Annotated in this window: 15 protein-coding genes; 9 read left to right on the forward strand and 6 right to left on the reverse strand. The window is 67.7% G+C overall.

Translation table 11 applies throughout. The features are described 5' to 3' along the window. Window positions 1–169 precede the first annotated feature (169 nt). Window positions 170–2,305: a S9 family peptidase gene (locus tag FMQ63_RS08250; protein ID WP_011555265.1), complete on the reverse strand. Its 2,136-nt coding sequence runs from the start codon at window positions 2,303–2,305 to the stop codon at window positions 170–172. A gap of 127 nt (window positions 2,306–2,432) precedes the next feature. Between FMQ63_RS08250 and FMQ63_RS08255 the strand changes: the two genes are divergently transcribed. From FMQ63_RS08255 to FMQ63_RS08270, 4 genes are all read left to right on the forward strand, one after another. Continuing rightward, entirely contained in the window at window positions 2,433–3,503 is a 1,071-nt protein-coding gene (locus FMQ63_RS08255; protein ID WP_225909422.1) for a hypothetical protein, read from the forward strand. A gap of 109 nt (window positions 3,504–3,612) precedes the next feature. Beyond that, on the forward strand, window positions 3,613–4,683 hold the full coding sequence (locus FMQ63_RS08260; protein WP_225909421.1) for a hypothetical protein: 1,071 nt from the start codon (window positions 3,613–3,615) through the stop codon (window positions 4,681–4,683). A gap of 281 nt (window positions 4,684–4,964) precedes the next feature. Continuing rightward, on the forward strand, window positions 4,965–5,741 hold the full coding sequence (locus FMQ63_RS38550) for a collagen-like protein (RefSeq protein WP_020477787.1): 777 nt from the start codon (window positions 4,965–4,967) through the stop codon (window positions 5,739–5,741). Between the two features lie 249 nt (window positions 5,742–5,990). Continuing rightward, window positions 5,991–7,676, forward strand: a complete 1,686-nt coding sequence (locus FMQ63_RS08270; protein ID WP_011555260.1) for a hypothetical protein — start codon at window positions 5,991–5,993, stop codon at window positions 7,674–7,676. Window positions 7,677–7,721: 45 nt separating this feature from the next. Here FMQ63_RS08270 and FMQ63_RS08275 read toward each other — a convergent pair whose 3' ends face one another. Continuing rightward, entirely contained in the window at window positions 7,722–9,317 is a 1,596-nt protein-coding gene (locus FMQ63_RS08275) for a DUF4034 domain-containing protein (RefSeq protein ID WP_225909420.1), read from the reverse strand. Window positions 9,318–9,411: 94 nt separating this feature from the next. Here FMQ63_RS08275 and mtgA point away from each other — a divergent pair, with 94 nt between their 5' ends. Continuing rightward, window positions 9,412–10,311 carry a monofunctional biosynthetic peptidoglycan transglycosylase gene (gene mtgA, locus FMQ63_RS08280; protein WP_011555258.1) on the forward strand — a complete coding sequence of 300 codons (900 nt, stop codon included), beginning with the start codon at window positions 9,412–9,414 and terminating at the stop codon, window positions 10,309–10,311. Window positions 10,312–10,370: 59 nt separating this feature from the next. Here the strand turns inward: mtgA and FMQ63_RS08285 are convergent, their stop codons facing one another. Together FMQ63_RS08285 and FMQ63_RS08290 are read right to left on the reverse strand one after the other, a co-directional pair. Beyond that, a complete protein-coding gene (locus FMQ63_RS08285) occupies window positions 10,371–11,453 on the reverse strand; it encodes a hypothetical protein (RefSeq protein ID WP_011555257.1) in 1,083 nt (360 codons plus the stop codon). A 214-nt stretch (window positions 11,454–11,667) separates the two neighbouring features. Further along, a complete protein-coding gene (locus FMQ63_RS08290; RefSeq protein WP_020477786.1) occupies window positions 11,668–12,486 on the reverse strand; it encodes a hypothetical protein in 819 nt (272 codons plus the stop codon). A gap of 332 nt (window positions 12,487–12,818) precedes the next feature. On the opposite strand from FMQ63_RS08290, the gene FMQ63_RS08295 reads away from it, so the two are divergent. The 3 genes from FMQ63_RS08295 to FMQ63_RS08305 all read left to right on the forward strand — a co-directional run bounded on the left by FMQ63_RS08295 (window position 12,819) and on the right by FMQ63_RS08305 (window position 16,120). Beyond that, window positions 12,819–13,253, forward strand: coding sequence for a hypothetical protein (locus tag FMQ63_RS08295; RefSeq protein ID WP_225909419.1), 435 nt, complete (start codon window positions 12,819–12,821; stop codon window positions 13,251–13,253). 234 nt (window positions 13,254–13,487) lie between these two features. After that, a complete protein-coding gene (locus FMQ63_RS08300) occupies window positions 13,488–14,657 on the forward strand; it encodes a hypothetical protein (protein ID WP_020477784.1) in 1,170 nt (389 codons plus the stop codon). 440 nt (window positions 14,658–15,097) lie between these two features. Beyond that, a complete protein-coding gene (locus tag FMQ63_RS08305; RefSeq protein ID WP_228556383.1) occupies window positions 15,098–16,120 on the forward strand; it encodes a hypothetical protein in 1,023 nt (340 codons plus the stop codon). Window positions 16,121–16,280: 160 nt separating this feature from the next. Here FMQ63_RS08305 and FMQ63_RS08310 read toward each other — a convergent pair whose 3' ends face one another. Then, window positions 16,281–16,463, reverse strand: coding sequence for a hypothetical protein (locus FMQ63_RS08310; RefSeq protein ID WP_228556384.1), 183 nt, complete (start codon window positions 16,461–16,463; stop codon window positions 16,281–16,283). Window positions 16,464–16,680: 217 nt separating this feature from the next. Here FMQ63_RS08310 and FMQ63_RS08315 point away from each other — a divergent pair, with 217 nt between their 5' ends. Continuing rightward, window positions 16,681–18,999, forward strand: coding sequence for a hypothetical protein (locus tag FMQ63_RS08315; protein ID WP_011555248.1), 2,319 nt, complete (start codon window positions 16,681–16,683; stop codon window positions 18,997–18,999). 91 nt (window positions 19,000–19,090) lie between these two features. On the opposite strand, the gene FMQ63_RS08320 is transcribed toward FMQ63_RS08315, so the two are convergent. Beyond that, window positions 19,091–19,774, reverse strand: a complete 684-nt coding sequence (locus tag FMQ63_RS08320) for a hypothetical protein (protein WP_011555247.1) — start codon at window positions 19,772–19,774, stop codon at window positions 19,091–19,093. Window positions 19,775–19,890: the final 116 nt, after the last annotated feature.

Raw genomic sequence — 19,890 nt, forward strand, 5'->3', positions numbered from 1 at the left:
AGCATCGGCGCGGACACGAGGCCAGCAAGAGCACGGACGCGAAGGGCGCTGAGATTCATGTGCACATACCCATCAAGGGGCATGCCAATGCGAAACCCCATGAAATAACAGAAGGCCGTGTCAGCCACTGTGCATGCAATTGCACAAGTGCGAAGCCGTGCTCGCGGCTTCAGGGGCTCCGTCGGAGGTACCGGTCCAGGAAGGAGAGGATTCTGACGGAGGTCTCCGCTTCGCTCTTCGTGCTGCTGAAGCCATGGCCATCATTGGGGAGGACGAAGTAGTCGACGGGCACGCCGTTCTTCCGGACGGCCTCGACGAGCGCGTCCGTCTTGGCCTGGGGCACGCGCGGGTCGTTGGCGCCCTGGATGACGAGCAGGGGCCTGCGAATCTTCTCCGCATGGAACAGCGGGGAGATTTCTCGAAGCATCGCTTCCTGCGTCTGGGGGTTGCCCAGTTCCTGGTAGAGTGCCTCGCGCAGGGCCTCCTTGTGGGGCGGCAGCTCTCGCAGCGCGCTCAGCCAGTCTGAGATGCCGAACGCATCCACGCCCACGGCGAAGACGTCGGGATGGAACGCCAGCGCCGCGAGCACCATGTATCCGCCGTAGCTGGGGCCCAGGATGCCCACGCGCGCGCCATCCACGTAGGGGAGGGCGGCCAGGTACTTCTTCGCCTCGACGCAATCCTGGAGCGGCGCCTTGCCGTGCTGCTGGTCATCCGCCGCGAAGAACGACTTGCCGTAGCCCTCGCTGCCCCGGTTGTTGACGGCGAGCACCACGTAGCCGTGGTGGACGAGGAACTGGAAGAAGCTGCTGTAGCCCTTGGAGGACTGTCCTCCCGGTCCCCCATGGACGAAGACGATGGCGGGGGCGCGCTGCTTCGCGGTGGCCTGATGGGGCTTGTAGAGCAGCGCCGGAATCTCCAGCCCGTCGAAGGACTTGAAGCGCACCCGCTCCGACTCCACCAGGTGCTGGGTGTCCAGAGCCCGGCCCAGCGTGTCGGTCAGCCGGGTGAGCTTCTTCGTCTCGAAGTCGTAGACGTACAGGTTGCCGGGCGAGCGGTCTCCGTCGACGTGGAAGGCCATGCGCTTCTCACCGCGGGACAGACTCACACCGGAGATCGCCCCCTCTGGAATCCCTGGCAGGGACACGCGCCTGCCGGCCTTCACGTCGTGGACCCGAAGCGTGGTGCGGCCGTCCTCGTTGACGCGGGTGATGCGCCACGCGCCGCGTCGCGAGAACACCGTGGAAAGCACGTCCCACTCCACCTGCTCCACCAACTCTCGCTTCCGGGTAGCGAGCACGTGGCGCTCCACGCGAATGAACTCGGAGCCCTCGTTGGTGAGCAGGTACAGCGCGGAGGACGCCGGGTCGAAGGTCGCCGCCTTCCAACTGACCGAGCCCTCGTGCGCGGTGAGGTGCCGACGCTGCTGGGTGGCGAACTCGTAGAGGTAGACGTCGCTGTCGGACAGCGTCCGTGACTTCTCCAGCGCCAGCCACTTCTCGTCCGGGGAGAGGGCGCCGGGCACATGCTCGCTATCGCCCGCGTAGAGCAGGGTGCGGGCATACGTCTTGGCGTCGTAGCGGTAGAGGTCCTGGAAGCGTGCGTCGCGCTCATTGGTGAGGACGTAGAAGGCGGCGCCGTCCTGGCTCCAGCCGAAGAAGGACGCGCGGTGCTCGTCGCCCGGCGTGAGGTCCTTCTCCTGGCCGTCCAGCGTGCGGACGTAGAGGTGGACGAGTTCGTTGCCTCCCGAGTCTCGCGTGAAGAGGACGCGGTCATCGGTGGGGAAGTAGGCGACGGCGATGGAGGCGTCCTGGGTGGAGCGGGTCAGTTGCGTGGGCTTTCCGCCCGTCACCGGGACGGAGAAGACATTGAAGACGCCGGTCTCGTTCGACGAGTACAGCACCCGCTTCTCATCCGAGGAGAAGGACGCACCGAGAACGGAGGTCGTCTCCATGAACTGCTCGACGGTGTAACGCTTTTCCGGGCCTGGGGGCCTGGTCGCCCCGGCGCGGGGAGCGGACAGCGCCAGTGAGGGAAGGACCACGACGGCGACAAGGGCTCGCGTGAGGGTGGACCAGGAGGTCATGGGGGTTCCACAAGTCGGGCGGTGGAGCAGGGGCGTGCAAGAGACTGTGGCGTGATTGGGGGCGGGAGACGAGTTTCCAGATGGAAGGCGTGGCACCGCGCCAGGAGGAGGGCTCAGCGCACACCCCTTGCCTGCGTCGGGTGCGAGGTTGGCTCCGGCGCACAGCCGCCGGTCCCAACTGCTCCGACGCGGGAAGGCGCTGCGAAGCGGCGGTGGCACCCGCGTAGGCGGCGCGCCAGGACGCCGCTGTCAGGAACGGACCGGCCCGGGCTCGCGTCCTCAGAGGAAGCGGGCCTCTGCACCGGTTTTGCACTGACATCCAGGCTCACCAGTGGAGGAGGTTCCCATGCGATGGATGCGCACGTTGACGTTGGGTGTGTTGGCGATGTCGGGCGGTTGTACCGAGAGCAAGGTGGCGGAGGACCAGGACATCGTCCTGAGTGGACGACTCGTTGACGAGGCGGGCGCGCCGCTCTCGGACGCGCTGCTGAAGCTCTACCGGAGTGAGAACTCCGCGTGCGCGTTCGCTGCCTTCTCGTCGAGCTGGAGGTCGGTGAAGACCCGCGTCGATGGCACCTTCGAGGTCGACCTGCTGGGGGCGGACACCCGCAACGGGAGCATCGCGCGTTGCTTCGTGGCCCGCTCGCCCGAGCAGTCCCAGGGAAGGCGCGTTTCGGCCTTCTTCCTCATCCAGCAGTCGGAGGTCGCGCTGCCCGTCATCCAGGAGTGGACCGGCACGATGACGGCCACCGCGCAGGCGCAGGGCGTGAGCGTGGGCTTCCGGCCGCTGTCCGCCACCCACGGTGCCGGGAACAATGAGCACGTGCTGTCCCTCCACCCGTCGAGCGCCAGGGAGGCCTGGCAGGTGCTCAAGGCCACCTCGCCGGTCCTCCTGAGCGACTACGTCCTCGAGGACGCGGAGGGGCTCAAGGCTTCCATCATCACGACGCGCGATGTGAATGCGGGGGGCGTGACGGTCGGTCTCACCTATACCAGCGATGACGTTGTCCTGCCTCGCCGCGCCCTCGTCCCGGCAAGCCGTGGCGCGGCGTGCACCTACCTGAACGCCGAGACGCCCTGCCGCGTCACCAACGGCGACCTCGGCGGGATTGTGCTCTTCCAGGAGGGCGTCCGTGAAGTCGCCGTGCAGCTCTCGCGGCCCGTGGTGCCTCGCAAGGCCGTGCTGCGCAACTTCGGGGTGACGGGCACCATGAGCGAGCTGGTGCTGGAGGGAAGCGCCGACGGCGCCCAGTGGATGCCCCTGGCCAACTTGCTCGATGGCGCCAGTGTGCAGTCCTTCATGGAAGTGGACCTCACGGGCACGACACCGGTGTCGCAGGTCCGTGTTCGGGCCACTCCGCAAGAGTCGGTGGGCGCGTTGCGCTCGCTGGGGCAGCTCTCGCTCTTCGAGGAGTGACAGGACCGCGGCCAGGGTTCTTCGTTTCTCGGTGAGGGAAATCGGGGCTCGGCTCCGTTCAGGGGAGTGACGGCGAATGAGCGCCGTCCTTCCTCACGGAGTTCCCGCTATGACGTTGCCCCGTTCATTCCGAGCGCTGGCCTGCACTGGTGCCCTCTCCCTCCTGGGGGCATTCCCCGTATGGGCGGCGCCCACCGAGTCGTCCGGACCGCGCGAGATTGCCCGCATCGGGACTTCTGACAGCCATGTGCTCTGGCTCGAGGGAGAGGGGGGCGCGGTCAACGTGGCCGTCATCGCCCAGTATCCGCGGCGTCCGCTCGTGGCCCCTCGGTTCTTCCAGACACACTCGGCGGCGGAGGTGTTCCTGGCCGTGGCACCCGAGGGGCACGCGCTGCCCCCGGCCCTGGCGGACCACGCGCTCGTCGCGATGGATGAGGGCGAAAGAGCGCAGCTCCGGCGGCAGAACGAGGCAGAGCTTTCCGCCTTACCGACCACCTTCCCCGAGGAGCCTCGCTCGCTCACCGGGAGCTGCTCGGCCTCGAACCGCGCCTGGGCTGCCTCCGTCTATGGGGACCCCACCTGCGGGGACCCAAGCCAGGAGGTCATCCACACGGCCTTCACGAGCGACTACTACTGCAATTCCCCGGACTGTGACTTCCCACTCGGAAGTGAGGACGGCTATCAGTGCTCCCCTCAATTGCTCGCCTGCGACAAGGTTCGGGGCACCGCGACGCGAGTCCGTCTGCGCGCCACCAATTGGAACGGGGCCCTGTCATTCAATCATCCAGGGCACTCCATGCACTTCGCCGTGCTGAACTGCGCGGGCAATGGGCCGGTGACCTTCAACTTCAGCCGAGGCACGGGGGCCGACAGTGTGCAGCTCAACCCTGGACAGATGGGGAACGTCAAGCTCGGGGCGCACATCGCTCCGGCCCTCGCCGCCACGCGCGTCACCATGGGCCGGTGGACCGAAGGCCTGCCCGCGAGCGGCTCCTCGTACGTCTCCAACGCCATGTCGGTGGCCGACAATTCTGGCACGGCGGACGCCGTGCTTGCCTGCGGAGACATCATCACCCGCTACACCATGTCGGACCTGACCGTCCCCGCCTGCCACAACTACGCTGACCTCGCGCTCTGCAACGGCACGAACTGCAGCAACGCTTGCTATTACACTTGGTAACGGGAGGGCTGCTCCGCCCCCGCTTCCGGACGGACTTGCTCCGGGCGAGGGCAAGCTGCTAGGGCACGCGCCCGTCAATGACCAAGACCTCCTTCGGGCGAGCACTCCTCCCGCTGTTGCTGTGCTGTTTGTTCACCACCGCTTGTTCTTCTGAGGGGCCCGTGGGCCCCCAGGGGCCGGCGGGACCGCAAGGGCCGCAGGGCCCCTCGGGCGGACCTCCGGGGCCGCAGGGCCTCGCGGGTCCGCGTGGAGAGCAGGGCCTGACGGGCCCACGAGGCCCGATGGGCGTGGAAGGCCCGCGCGGCGTCATGGGCCCCCAGGGCTCGCAGGGGCCCAAGGGCGACACGGGCGAGCAGGGCCTGCCTGGCGCGACGGGGGCGCAGGGCCCCCAGGGGCCCCGGGGCGACACCGGGCCGGCGGGCCCCATGGGCCCTGTGGGGGAGTCGCCGGAGATCTGCACGCCGGGAGAGTTCTTCTGCGAGGGAACGAGGCTGTGGGCCTGCACGCGCTCGGGTACGGACGCCGTGCTGAACACGAAGTGTGCGGGTGGCACGACGACGAATCCCACGGGGTGCTTCACGACTGCCTGCGCCCCCGGCGACGCCGCGTGCTGCCGCACCGAGAGGCCCACGTGTCAGTGGAGCATGAGCCGCCCCATCAGCAGCACGGGCGCGGGCTACGAGAACACAAATGGCGGCTTCGTTTCGCCTGACCGTTCCTACTGTTACGCGCCCTCAAGCTGCCTCTCGACGGATACCTTCACCGTGCAGATGGGAATCACGGGCAATGAGAGCGTCACCTGTGGCGCGGTCTTCTCGACGCTGATTATCCGGTTGCCCCGGCCCATGACGGCGCCGGGGCAGGTCTTCACCTTGCCGACCTCCAGGGTGTCGCTCTCCCTGTTCGCGGATGAAAACGCCCGAGCCTGCTCGAACTGGACGGGCACCGTGACCTGGCATTCCGAGGTCCCGTCTTGGAGCGTCAGCGTCAACGCGACCTGCTCGGAGACGGGCAAGAGCCACATCCAGCTTGTGGGCAGCTTCAGCGGCGACACCTGAGCCTCCCACGGCCCGCCCACGCCCTGTCCTCACCCGGCTGGGCGTGGCTGTTGGACGCTGGAGCCGCGTGGTCCAGACGTCATGCAAGGGCAGGACCGCACGGGGCGATTTCCCCGGGATTCCGAGCTCGCGGGCGGACCTTTCCTCCACGCCGCAACCATCTCTCGCCTCGATGAGGGAATCAGGGCGTCAGGCCGCTTGAGTCATGGCCCCCACGTTCATGGGCGGCCTTTGCTCGCGAGGTCCACGATGCCTTCCGTGTTGCGTCCGTCCTGGGTGCTGCTTTCCTCCTGCGTCCTGTTGCTGTCCACGCTCTCCGCCTGCGACGAATCCGACCCCGCTCCTGATGCAGGCACCTGGCTTCCCGAGGACTCGGGGTCGCCGGACTCCGGCGCTCCCGATGCGAGCGCGGAGGCGCCGTGGGATGGCGGCTACACCGTGCTGGAGGAACACGGTGACTGGATTGACCGGGGCCGTTACTCGCCATGCGACTTCAATCAGCAGGGAGACCCCACCACCATCCGGTGTGATGACCTGTCGCGCTATGACGTTTCGCAATGCTCGCCGGAGGCGCTCTCCCAGGTGGCGCAGCACGGCATCTACCTGGCCGACATGCGAGGTGAGCGCCTGCTGTCTGACGGAGGGAGCCAGATTACCCCCGACTTCACCACCTACCAGCTCTTCTCCGACGGAGGGACGGACACGCTCAACGGCCAGCCGTTGCTGACGCGGAACACGGACGGCGGGAGCTTCTTCGTCGTTGGCAGCCGCACCAATCCCTTCAATGGGGCCGTCACTGTCACCGCGCTCGCCGGCTGCCAGGTGCCCTCACCCGGCATCATCACGGGCTGCTACGCCCGCTGCACCAACGGAAGGTTCAGCCGGGCGGGCACCTTCGAAGCGTGGCGCATGCCCTCACAGCGAGGGGAGGGCGAGTCCTCGGGCGGGCTGCGCCTCATCTCCGAGTCCCCCGTCGCACTGGGGGATGCCGTGGACGTCTATGTCACGAAGAACCACGCCTACGTCGTCTCCATCGACGACCTCGGCGGCATCGGCAACGGCGGGCTCACCGTCTTCGACGTGAGTGACAGGGCGCACCCCATCTTCAAGGCCTCCATCAGTCTGCCGGGGGACTCGAGCTGGAATGGCGTGTGGGCCAAGGAGGATGCCCTCTACATCGCCGGAAACCGCGCGGGCGTCGTCGTCTATGACATCTCCAACCCCGCGCAGCCAGAGTACGTGCGCCACCTGCCCGCGGGGCAGGGGGCGCACACCGTGCTGGTGGATGGAAACCGGCTCTATGCGATGTCGCCCGGCGAGGTGACCTATGTTCACGACGTCACCTCGCCGCTGGCGCCCGTCCTGCTCCAGCTCATCACCGTGCCGTCCGAGTTCTCCTCGGGGGGCGCGCACGACGCCTTCGCGTACGAGGGCCGGCTCTACGTCAGCAATGGCTTCGGTGGTTACTCCATCATGGATGTCACCGACCTCGACAACGTGCGGCACCTGGGCCAGTACGTGCACGGCTTCAACGCCTACGCGCACCACAGCGCCGTGGGGACCTTCGCCGGGCGCACCATCGCCTTCGAGGGCACGGAATTCAATGGCAGCCACCTGCGCGTGCTGGACGTCACCGACCCGGCGAACATCGTCAAGATGGGTGAGTTCCGTCTCAGCCCCGTCACGTCCATCCACAACCTGATTCTGAAGGGCCACCTGCTCTACATCGCCTGGTATCACGAGGGCGTGCGCGTGTTGGATGTGTCCAACCCCACGAAGCCGCGCCAGGTGGCGCACTACAACACCTTCCGTGAGAGCGACCCCGGCCGCACGGACAACCTTTTCGAGGGCACCTTCGGCATCCGAGTACCCGGCGACGGGTACGTGTACGCCGCCGACTCCGTGCGCGGTCTGCTCATCCTCAACGAACTCTGAGCGTCCCACGGCGTCGCTGGAGCAGTGGGGCTGTGAGGTCGCGCCTCAGCGGGCCGCGGCCTTGGCGCGCTCGACCTGGCGCGCCCGGGCACAGCCTTCGTTGACGCCCAGGTCACACGCCTTCTTCAGGTCGGACAGCGCGGACTTGAGGTCCCGCAGGTGGTAGTGCGTCCCGCTGCGCTCCATGTAGGCCAGCCCGTGGTCGGGATTGCGTTCGATGAAGGCATCCCAGAGCGGAAGGATTTCCTTGAAGCGCCGCTCGCGCGCCAGGGCGTAGTCCCGTTGCTGCACGGTGCGGAAGTCCTCCGCCCCCTCGCCTTGCTTCTCCTCGGCCCGCGCCTCCGCCTGCTGTGGAGATTTGACGACCCATGCGCGCCGCCGTGCCACCTCGGGGTTGCCTGGAGCGAGCTCCCCAGCCAGTTCCAGCAGGCCCAACGCTTCCTCGCGGCGTCCGGCCTTGTGCGCCTCCCAGGCGTCGTAGATGACCCCCTTCACCACGTGGTCCCGCAGGGCCCGTCCGTCCGAGTCCGTCGCGTCCAACCGCAAGGCGTGCAGGAGGTCCTTGCCCGCGGGTTCCCACTTCCGGCTGTTGGAGAAAATCCGAGCCCGTTCGAAATAGACGGACGCACGAGCGGGCCGCAGGGCCACGGCCCGGTTCGCCTCCTCCAGCGCGGCGTCCAGGGCCTTGGTGCGGCGCAGTTGCTTCGCCCGAGCCAGCCTGAACTCCCAGTAGTCGCCGGCTGACAGTGCCTGGGCGAGCAGGACCAGTCCCTGGTCGTTCTTGCCCTGGACCACTAGGTCGTGTGCGCGGTCAAAATCGGCAAAGCCGCGCAGGAAGCCCACCTTGGGGTGAGCAAGGCTCTGCGCCTCGGCGAAGGCGTCCATCTTCTCGTAGGTGCCGCCCCAGCGGGGGGCGAGTCCGTGGAGATAGACGGCCCGGACGTCCGCACACGTGGGGCACTGCTCCATGGCGCGAGTGTAGGCGCGCTCGCGAGCCTCATCGTCGCCCAGCGCGTTCGCCACGTAGATGAGCGGCCGCGCCGCCGCGACCGCCTTCGGCTGGAGCGACCACGCTCGGACGAGATCGGGCACCGCGCGTTCGAAGGCCTCATGCATCCCGGCGAATTCCTCCTTCGCCGTTGCCCCCACGGTCTTCCCCCCGCGGCGCAGGTATCCCACCGACACCCAGTGGGTCCCCCTGGCGAGGTAGGGCGCGAAGGAGCGCGGTGACGCTTCCACCCAGGCGTCGAGGAGCTCCGTCGATTCGGAGGAGCCGTTGCCGAGCGCCAGGATGCCGTCGGTCATCCAGTGCTCGTCCTGGGGGTTCGACTCCATGCCCCACTGGAGCTGCTCGACCGCCAGCGTCAGCTCCTCGAACTGGCGTCGGAGCAGGAGCGAGCGCAGTGCCACCCCGTCCACATGCCCTTGGGGGACTTTACCCTCCTCGCGCCCGGCAGGCGTCACGACGGGAAGCCCTTGCGGCGCGGGGCCGGGGGCAGGTGTCAGGACGGGCTCCTGGCGTGCCGCGATGCGCGCTTCGACTTCGGCGCTCCGCGTTGCCCGTGAAGCAATCACGGCAAGCCCGGCGCCCAGGCCCATGACGAGGACTCCCGCGCCGAGCGCGGTACGAAGAGATGGCATTGAGCCTGGCATCCTACTCAAGACAGGCCGCTGCGTGACTTCCCGGCCGTCTTCTGGACAGGGACCGTGGACCGGGGCAGATGTGTGCATACCGATGGCCTCCCGTCCGCCCTCCGTCCGTGCCTCCTCCCCCCGGACGCAGAAGACGAAGCAGCTCCCTGCCGGCGCCCGGCGCGCCGTGAGGAAGGATTCCAGTCCGGGCTGGGGCCGCTGGATGTTTGGCGGGTGGCTGCTGTTCGTCGTCTGGCTCAGCGTGGAGTACGTGCGGCTGCCCGACGTCCGCGCGCTTCAGACGCAGAACCCGCGCACCACCGCGCTCATCACGCAGCGGGCCGAGGAGGCGCTGGCGGAGGGGAAGAAGCCCCGTGTACGGCAGGCCTGGGTGCCTCTGGAGGCGGTGGCGCCGCATGCGTTGGATGCCGTGCTGAGCTCCGAGGACGCGCGCTTCTACAAGCACGAGGGCGTGGATTGGATCGAGGTGGAGAACGCCCTCGAACAGTCCGTGCGGAAGGCGCGCCTGGGCCGCGGCGCGTCCACGCTCACCCAGCAGTTGGCCAAGAACCTCTACCTCTCCACGGACCGCAGCCTCCTGCGCAAGGGCAAGGAGTTGCTGCTCGCCCGCCAACTGGAGACCCATCTGTCCAAGCAGCACATCCTCACGTTGTATGTGAATGTGGTGGAGTGGGGAGAGGGCGTGTACGGCATCGAGGCTGCGGCGCGTGAGCACTTCGGTACCTCGGCGCGGGCGCTCTCCGTGGCACAGGGGGCGATGCTCGCGGGAATGCTGCCCGCCCCACGCCGCTGGCTGCCCGCCCAGAAGCCCGAGACGCTGCGTATCCGGGCTGGCGCCATCATCGGGAGGTTGCAGCGCGAGGGCCGCATCACCGCGACGCAAGCCCGCGAGGCTCAGGCCGAACTCTCGCGCTTCTTCGGCGAAACCTCCGTGCCCGGCTCCGTGGTGGAGGCCATCTCCCGGCTGTCCTCGGAGAGCTGAGTCGCGGACCCGGTCAGGTGAGCCTCGAACGATGGGGACCGTGCTGCGGGGGCCTCCCGCTACCTCGGCGTGTTGATGAGCGTCAGCCGGTGTGGCTCCGGCGTCGCCCAGTTCTGGGGGCTGTTTCCAGACAGCGAAACCCCGTCGAGGAGCACGTTGCTGTCGAAGAAGTAGAGTGCCCCGCCCTCTGGTGCCCTGTTGTTACGGAACTCGCCGCCGCGGAACGTCCATTGATTGCTGGCCGGGAGGTGCGCGGTGTTGACCGCGCCGCCCACGCCTCCGAACTGGGTTCGCGGACCGGTGCATTCGTTGTCGTGGAAGATGTTCCCGGTGGCGACACCCGAACTGGTCGGCGCAATCAGCATCAGCGCGCCGCCGAACGCGGGCGCCTTGTTGAAGCGGAACTCGTTGTGGTTCAGGTTCACGTTCGCGCGTGAGCCAATCCAAAGCGCACCACCGGCGTTCTCGGAATAGGAGCCCTCCGCTCCCGCGCCGTTCTCGCCGTCGATCTTGTTGCCGTACTCCAAGATGCAGTGTTCCAGGAAGTCCGACCCGGCGTCCGACGTCGCCGCCAGGCGCAGTCCAGCCCAGCCTCGGGTGGGATTGTTGGCGGTGAAGACAATGGGGCTGGCCGCGGTGCCCTGCGCGGTGATTCGCCCATGCACGGCGAGCTTGTGGTGTCCCATGAAAATGAGGTGGACGCCGGGCTCGATGGTGAGCCGGCTCCCCGCGGGCACCGTCAAGTCATCGGTCACGCGATACGGCGAGCCCGCGCGCGTCAGTGTGCGCGTCGTGAGACTTCCGGAGAGATTCGTCCCATCGGACGTGCTCACCGCGACCGTGGTGCTCGCGGTGGTGCTGCCGCTCTCGTTGGTCGCCGAGAGTGTGTACGTCGTCGTCGCTGTCGGGCGGACCTGCACCGACCTTCCGGTCACCTCACCCACGCCGTAATCGATGGAGATGTCCTGCGCGCCGGTGACTTCCCAGGACAGCTCGGCGGACACGCCCGGAGCGATGGTCGCCGGGTTTGCTTCGAAGCGCAGGATGTTGGGGCGGTCCGGGACTGGATCCGGCGAACTGCAGGCGGTGGCGACCGCGACCACGGACGAGAGGGCCAGGACGAAACGACGCGAGTGGAGCATGCGCCCGTTCTATCTCAACGGAGGCCCGATAACCGGGATGGGAAATGGGCCCCCACGCGCCGTCCCAAGGCCGTGAGGCCTGCGACGAACGGTCAGAGTGAGTGACTCAGTATTCACGTGTAGACGTCATGGCCCGCGGAGCCGCTGTAGGTCCTGGACCAGGCGTCATGTCTGTGAATCAACATCCAAGAGCCAGCGGGTTCTCCTGGCAGGCCTACATCCACGTCGCGTCACACCGGGGACACATCGTGGCGCGCTCATACTCCTCTCGCGGGCCCTCGAAGCCGCAGGCGTAGCAGGTTCGCAGTGTCTTCAAGACATGCGCTGCCATGGCAGGCGTGGGCTCCGTGCTCCAACTGGGCGCGGCACTGGCGGCGGGGAGGGCCATCCCCGGCTCCCAGACGAGCTCGCATTGCAGGTCGGACAGTGGTTCCAAGGGGCCGTCGACCACGGCTGCGATGAAGGCTGTCGGAAGCGTGGCCGCCGCGTGGCGCTTCACAGCCAGGCTGCCCGGTGAAACCTGGGGTCCCATCTTCATGTAGGCGGTGACACTCAGGCCCCCAGACATCACGGTGTTGAGCAGCGATTCACCGAGGTCGATTCCCATGGAGACCTCGCTCGACACCGCCTTCATGTCACTCTCCTTGGGAATCTCCAGGGTGTCGAAGAGCTTCCACGCGGGCCGCACGCGTCCGGCGTTGGGGTGAAGACTCGACTCCACCTGGAAGTGGACTTCATCGAACTCCGGGGGCAGCTCGAGCGGAAGCCGCCACCGCACCACGCGGCCTCCCGCAAGAGGTGGCAGCGGGAACTGGCCCAGCATCCGGTGCGCGGAGCCCTGTTTCTGCCTGCCCATCACCAGCACGGACGACGGGGTGGTGGCGAGGGGCTCGAAGGCAGCCTGGAACCACACGACGGCGGTGGCCTGCCCGAGTGGATTGCGAATCACGGGCTCCACGTGCAGGTGGACGGAACCGAACTCTCGGGGTGGACGTCCGACGTGGTCGAGGACGTCCGCGTAGAAGTCATCCATGCCGCGCATCCTCGCCGAGCCAGCGGCGTACGGACAAACGGCTTCGGCTTCAAGACGATGGGCCATTTCCAGGATGGGCTGGCGCTGGTCGTGGAGAGTGGGAAGTTCGGCTTCGTGGACGAGTCCGGTGCGTGGATGGCGGGATGAGGGGCGGCCTCTGACAGCCTGGCCGTGCCCCGTCACGGCGTCTCTGGGAATGGTATCCAAGCGCCGGGACTGGCGCTCCGCCCTTGGACGCCCCGGCCCGCGCAAGTAGGCCAGAACACGGGCGGGGAGGGCTGGTCCAACGGCTGCACCGGGAGCGGGACCCCTTTCACCTGAAGGTTCATCCCATGCTGCGCTTTGTCTCCTCCGCTCTTGTCGTCGTCCTGTCCACCGGCTGCGCCAGCTCGACGGTGATTCGCTCCAGTCCCAGCGGCGCGAAGGTCCGGTCGCGCTCGGGCGAAGTGCTCGGCCGGACGCCGTACGAGTACAGCGACTCGGCCACCGTCAACAACACGGAGAGCTTCACCTTGGAGTTGGACGGCCACGCTCCCGAGTACGTCACCATTCGACGCGATCAATGGAGCGGGGCGCGCACCGCGGGCGGCATCGTCGGAGGACTGTTCGTCTTCCCCGTCTTCGCCACCCTGTTCTGGGCGGCGGACTACCGGGAGTCGTACCACGTAGAGCTCACCGCGCTGCCCGACAGCGAGCCAGAAGCGCCCGCGCCGCCTGTCCGGGCGCGCCGCACGAGCAGCGAGAAGTCGCCCACCTCCCGTCGCTGAAGGGGACATGGTGGGCGCATGCGCGTCGTCCTCGATGTCCTGATGACAGTTGTCCGGGCCCTGGTGTCTGCCGTCACCAGGGCCCGCGTATCGCTCGCGAGGTGTCTCCCTCCAACTCCTTGAAACCACAGGGAGGCATTGGCCACATCGTTCGACATGGGCATGGCACGTCGGCTGCAGTGGGACAGGCCATCGCTGTACTGACCCTTCCACCGACCTTCCGAGGAGCCTCCCATGTCCCCCCGCCGCATCGGTTCGACCCCGCCCCGCTCCGCGACGCTCCCTTCCTCCAAGCTGCCCCAGTCCAAGCTTCCGGCGCGCGCGTCCACGCTCCCCGCCTCGACGCCCACGGCGACGCCCACGAAGCCTGTGGCGACCGCGGTGACGGCCACCAAGCCCACGGCGAGCCCTCCTGGAGCGACTGCGCCGGCGGCCACGGACTCCAAGCCGCTGAAGCACCCGGGCATGCCCGAGGGGGCGCCTTCCTACAGCCCCTGGGAGCTGAGCACGGGCCAGGCGTCGAGCGTGATGGCAAGCGGTGGTGACAACAAGCTCACGGCGCCTCCGGCCGCGAAGCAGAAGCTGTTCGTCGACAAGCCGGGCAGCCCCTTCCAGAAGGACGTCTTCGGCGGAACGGTGAGCGGCAACGTGGGCTCGATGCAGGCCTCCACCTCGAGCTACAGCGGCAGTGGCGTGCACCATTACTCGGCCCAGGCGGAGCTGCGTGGGCCTCACGTCGGCTACGAACTGCAGAAGACGCACGCGGGCCGGCTGGGTGTGACCAGCGGCCAGGTCTCCGCCGAGGCCAACACTTTCAAGGCGCAGGCCCAGGCAGGTGTGTCGCTCGACAGGAACGAGCACGCCTACACGGCCGCGTTGATGGCCAAGGCGGAGACGGGAGTGGGCGTCACGGCGAGCGCGAGCCACGACTTCAACCGGCACGTGGGTGGGTACGTCAAGGGTGAGGCCAAGGCCTCCGCCTCCGCCTACGCCGAGGGCGTGGCCAGCCTGGACCCGAAGATGGGCACGGCGATGCTCTCGGGGCAGGTGGGCGCGGCCGCCACGGCGGGAGCGTATGTCACGGCGGGTGGCCACGTGGGCCGGCTGCATGGCTCGGTCACCGGGGGCGCGGTGGCGGGCGCGGCGGCCCAGGCGGGCGGCAAGCTCGGCCTGGAGAATGGCTTCCTCAAGCACTCCGCGGACGTCAACGCCGCCGTGGGCGTGGGCACCCACGTGAAGGCCGACGTGGCGGTCGACCTGCGTCACCACCTGAAGCCGGGCATTGCGGCGGGACTGCGCCCGGCGCTCGCTGGCGCCACGAGCGTTGCCTCGCCCGCGAGCACCATCGAGCCGGAGAAGTCGCGCGTCGAGAAGTTCTTGGCCAAGGCCTTCCACAAGGCCTGACATGCCCGCCGAGCGGCGGCCTCGATTCCCGCCGCCTCCACACTCAGAAGCTCAGCAATCTCATCGGGTTGCTGGGCTTTTTCTTTGCCCTCGTGTCCTTATGTTCCCCTGCGGCGTCCGCGGCGGCCAGTCCCGAATCCTGCGTCGTGGGTTCGGAGGAGGCAGGGGAGGAAAGCTCCTTGGCGGCATCGAATCGTCGGCGTGTGGCAGCGGGTGAGCGGGAGCGTGGAAGAGTTCACGCCTTGAGCGGGACGTCGCGCTGGGCGCATGCATTGAGGCGCTGTCATTCGTGGGGGATAGTCGCGCCGATGCTCATCGGGATTCCCGCACTCGACGCGACGGACTGGTCACGGCTGGTACATGCCTATGGCCGCGCCACTGACACGCCTGAACACCTTCGTGCCCTACTCACCGAGGACGCGCGGGCCCGCGGCGCAGCCATGCAACACCTGTGGTCGGCCATCATCCATCAGGGCACCGTCTTCCCCGCGACGGCTCCGGTTGCGCTCGTGATTCTCGGGTTGCTCGACGACGCGAGGCTGGATGCGGGCGAGGAGCCCGTTCGCGCGGAGTTGCTCTTGTTCCTGGCGCGTGTGGTGGACGCCTTCGAGCGGAGCGGCGCGACGATGGAGGACCTGGAGTCGATGGCCCGGTTCGACCTGGGGCCGCTCCTGGACGCGGACGACGATGATGCCATCTACGAGGACGAGGACGCCTCGAACGCGCTCCATGCGCAGTCCGTGCTGGCGTGTGCCCGGGTGGCGCCGTTCCTGACCCGCTCACTGCTGGCCAACCTGGACCATCCGGATGCCCGGGTGCGGATGCACGCGGCGATGGCCGCCACCGCGCATGCCGCGTCACCGGCGTCGGACGTGCGGCCGGACGAACTGGTGGAACGGCTGACGGAGATGGCGATGCGGACGGTGGATGTGGCGGAGCGATGCTCCCTGCTCCTGGCGCTGGGAGAGCTCAACGTGTCCCTGGAGAACCTCCTGTCGGATGCGGAGCCCTCGGTGCGCCTCTGCGCGGCGATGGCTCCGTCCCTGGCACGGAGCGAGGTCGCGACACGCGAGTTGCGCACCGCGCTGGAGCAGCATGCCGCGCACATCAACGACTGGTTCCCGGTGAAGCCGCCGCAGCTTCCGATGCAGCCGCGCTTCACGGTCGTTCAGCGACTCCTGGAGCGCGTCCCCGACTTCGACCTCGTGGTGGACGCGGCCGTGGCGGTCGCGCGGACCACCAAGAAGTCCTGGGTGGACTTCGAGTGGGGCCCCCTCCTCGTCCACGCCTTTCCGAGTGGAGATGGGGTGGTGAGGACAGAAGCACAGCGGCGCTTCCTCGCCGCGCTCGTGGACACCTCGCACCTCTGGGACCCGCGCTTCGGCAACGCAGGGGGGCACTTCCGGAAGGCGGGGCTCCCCTATGAGCGCGAGGCGTGCGCGAGGCTCGTGAGCACGGCGTGAAGGGTCGGGCTTCCACGCGCCCCTCGGCTCGGAGGACGCGGTTTGCTCACCCGTCCGAACGGAACACGAGGTTCGCGCTCGCGGCGTGAGCACGCTCCGGCCTCGCGCTCCGTCCCGGAGAGCACCGGGACGGATGGAGGCCGTGTCGCCTGGCGCGACCTCAGGCCGTGTCGCCCTCGACGTAGAGGCGCTTGTGGTCGCGAATCTCCATCATGTGGAACGCGCCCGGGGCAGGAGCCTTGGCCTCGGGAGCATCCAAGCGCAGCTTCATCAGCCGCTCGTACTCCTCGATGGAGCCGCGCTCGCGCCGCGAGCGCGAACCTCTCGTTGTCGACGCCACCACCCGAGGCCGTGGCGTACTTCTCTGACCGAGGACTGACGCTGGAGCGGCAGTTGCGCATGCTCCATCTGTCGTCGCTCTCGTCCGTTGGCTTGTAAAGTGAGTCCATGGAGGAGGACCCGGAGTGGGTACGATGTCAGGGCATGGCCGGTCAGCCGTCATGGCGCGCCAGGTCACCAGTAGCGCCTCCCCGCGCTCCTTGCTGTCGTGAGACTTCCCATTGAGTCATTCTTCGGACGCCTCCAATCCCACGCCTGCCCTCCGCATCAACCCGGGCTTCGTGCTCGGCCAACTCGCTCGCGCGCTGACAATGTCCGCGGAGAGTCCCGACCCCGAAATCCGCGCACGCAGCACCGCGAAGGTGGCGCATTGGGGGAAGGTGCTCGAAGGCATCTTTTCTGGCGCGCTCGACGTCGGCTCTCGCACGCCCGTTGTGGACGCGCCCGCGTGGGCCACCCTGAAGGTGGTGACGGGGGGCTTTGCCACCGGAGAACTCCTCGCCGAAGGCCCCCTCTCGCCGCATGAGCAAGCGTGGCTGAATGAGCTTGGGCCCAGTGCCAGCCACAGCCCGCGCGCAGCACTCAACGCGTACTTCCTCAGTGAGGAGGGACTTGCGTTACTCGGGGAGATGCTGGCCACCGGGGCCTACCGCGTCGACGTCCCCGAGGAAGGTGCCTTCCTGGTCGCCGCATGGCTGCTGCGTCACGGCGCCGCCGAGCAGGCACGCACGATGCTCGAGGAATTGGCGCCCTTCTTCTCCCGGCTGCGGTTCTACCCGGTCCCCCACACGCCCTCCACCGAGGACGGGCTCCACGTCCATCTCCAGTCCGTGGCGGAAACCACGAAGCAACTCCAGCGGGTCCGCCTGCCCCTGGACATCGAGCGGGGACGCGAGTCCGCCGAGGTCTGGACCCCGCTGTACGACGAACTCGTCCAGTTGTTCCTCGAAACGCGAACCTCCGAAGGGGTCTGCCGGCACTTTCCTGCCACGTGGAGCGAACGCGGCTCGAAGCTGCTCGAAACGGTGGCGCGGGCCCGGGCGAAACACCTTCTTTGCAAGTGGCCCCACCACTCGAAGAGCCACTTCTCGAAGCTGTGCGACGTGCTCGCCCAGGCGGTGAAGGAGCCGGCCGCGTTGACACCGGGGCAACAGCGACGCGTTCAGCATGTCCTCGACGACATCGCCCGAGCGCGCGGGCTGCCCGGCAGTGACCGGTTGCATGCACTTCGTACGGCGCAGCAACGCCTCGCGTCGCGGCCGACACACCAGGACCTCGCGAGGGTCCTCGTGGCGCGACTTGGCGCTTACTCCAGCGGCGAGGGTCTCGATGACCTGGAGCAGGTGACGGCCTCGGTCACCGAGGTGGAGGCATCTCGTCAGGGTGTGGCCGCGGGCGCGGAGTTCCCTTCATCCCTGATACGAAAACTGGTGCGCTGCGCGAACGCATCGCTCGAGGACCTGATCGCACGAAAGGTCGTCACCTCCAGCGAGGTGCTGGCCAGGGTGCTCCCCCAGGTCTCCGCGCACGTGGCGGCACAGGGTGTGAATGACCCCGAACTCCGGCGGCTGTACGGGCATATCTACGCGGCTTTCCGCCGGCGGCGGTCCCTGCTGCTGCTCGACCTTCAATCGCAGGTCAAGCTCCAGGAACTGCCCTGGTGCCGCGCCATCGACGCCCACCGCACGCCGGACCTGGGCCAGCAGGAGGTGGCGGCCCAGACGTTCGAGCGCATCTCCTCGCTGGCCATCTCGGCGTTCCCCGCCGTGCTCATTCCCAACAAGTTGCTGCAAGAGTTGAGGGCGCTGGCGCAAGCGGCGGGACTTAAAGTCCCACTGGTGGAGGAACTGGCGGCGGACATCTTCATGAATGCGTTCTCGCCGAAGTTCGACGAGGCGGCACGACGTGCCGCGGCCTTCGTTCAAGGCAGCCTCTACGCGCGTTATTACGACATCCCCATGGAGCCATCGCTCCGGCTCGACGCCGCGCATCAGAAGCCGTCCCGCCGACAGCACGTCTCGGATTTCGCCCAACGCTGCCTGGCACGTGCCCATGCCGAAGGGCATCAGCCCCGCGGGGTCAGCGGCAACGGGATGGTTATCGAGCAGGCGCAAATCCTGACCACGCACAACCTCGCCGTCCTGTTCGACGCGCTGGGCCTCTCGCGGACGCTGTGCCCACAGTTGCCCGAACTGGCCCGCCGGTGCTTCGAGAGCGTGTGCCAGATGCTCCTGCGCAATGCCCCTCGCTACCAGCATCGGCTCCGCAACGTGAAGAACGCCGCCTACGCATGGCGGCAGATGGTGTTCTTCCTGTCGCTCCTCTCCCAATCGGAGCAGGAGGACTTTGGACATTGGGCTCAGCAGCACCTCGCCTCGCAACCGCGCCGAATCGCGGAACCGTTCGCACCAGCGCTCACGCGGCTTCTCGCGGCGATCGAGGAACAGGTTTCGCCACTGCCCGGCCGGGTGTTCCTTGGCTGGGCCGTTGGCTCACACTGGCTCCTGGGCGCCCCGCGACCTGAGCGCGGATCGGTATAGGCCACCGCGCCGCGGTACCTGGGATGGATGAGAGCGCGCACGCAGCGCCACGACGCGCGTGTGCACCCCGTCGTCTTGAATTGCAGGGGGACTACAGCAGGTCGACCGGAGGCGCCTTCTGCGTCATCTGCTGTGCGTAGTCCGACGCGTGGTCGCGCATGTACCCAATGGGATCCGGGAGCACGCCCAGGCCGTTCGTCCGCGAACGCCCGGTGTAGATGAGCTCTCCGCTCTCGTTGATGTAGTGGACGTAGAGGCCCGCCGTGCCGTCAGCGCCGAAGCGCTCGGTCTCCACGCTCCCGATCTGCGTCCCATCCGGGGCCAGGATCTCCTTCATGATGGGGGAGCGGTACATGTGCGCGACCGGGATGATGACCCCCTTGGCGCCGAACTGTTTCACGTACTCGGCCAGCTCCTTCTTCATTCGCGGAGGGACGACGAACTGGTCGGCTGCGATGTTCGGGAACGCGTCGCACCACTCGCTGTCCCCCTTCAACTTCTTCACCTTCACCTCGGAGGCGTCCTTGCTATACGCGCTCCAGAGCGCTGGCGCGAGGTAGTCCTCGATGTTGCGGTACACCTTGTCGTTGCCCTCCGCCGGATAGGCGCAGGCGAGCATGGGGGTGAGCGCGTAGGGGCCGTCCAACTGGTTCCATTTTCCGCCGGTGAAGTAGCGCGGGTTGGACGTCGCGAGGCCACCGCAGCCAGACAGCAAGGCCATCGCGACAGCGGCGCTCAATGAGATGTGGAAGAAGGATGCACGGCGAGCGGTCATGGAAACTCCTCGAGCAGGTGGATGTGGCTCACGGAAAATTCGTGAGCCACTTGGACGTTCCGCCCCGCACCGGGGGTCCCATCTTTTTACGAAGTTTCCACAGACAGAAGCCCAGC

The organism is Myxococcus sp. CA005, from assembly GCF_006518205.1.
Taxonomy (GTDB): Bacteria; Myxococcota; Myxococcia; order Myxococcales; family Myxococcaceae; genus Myxococcus; species Myxococcus xanthus.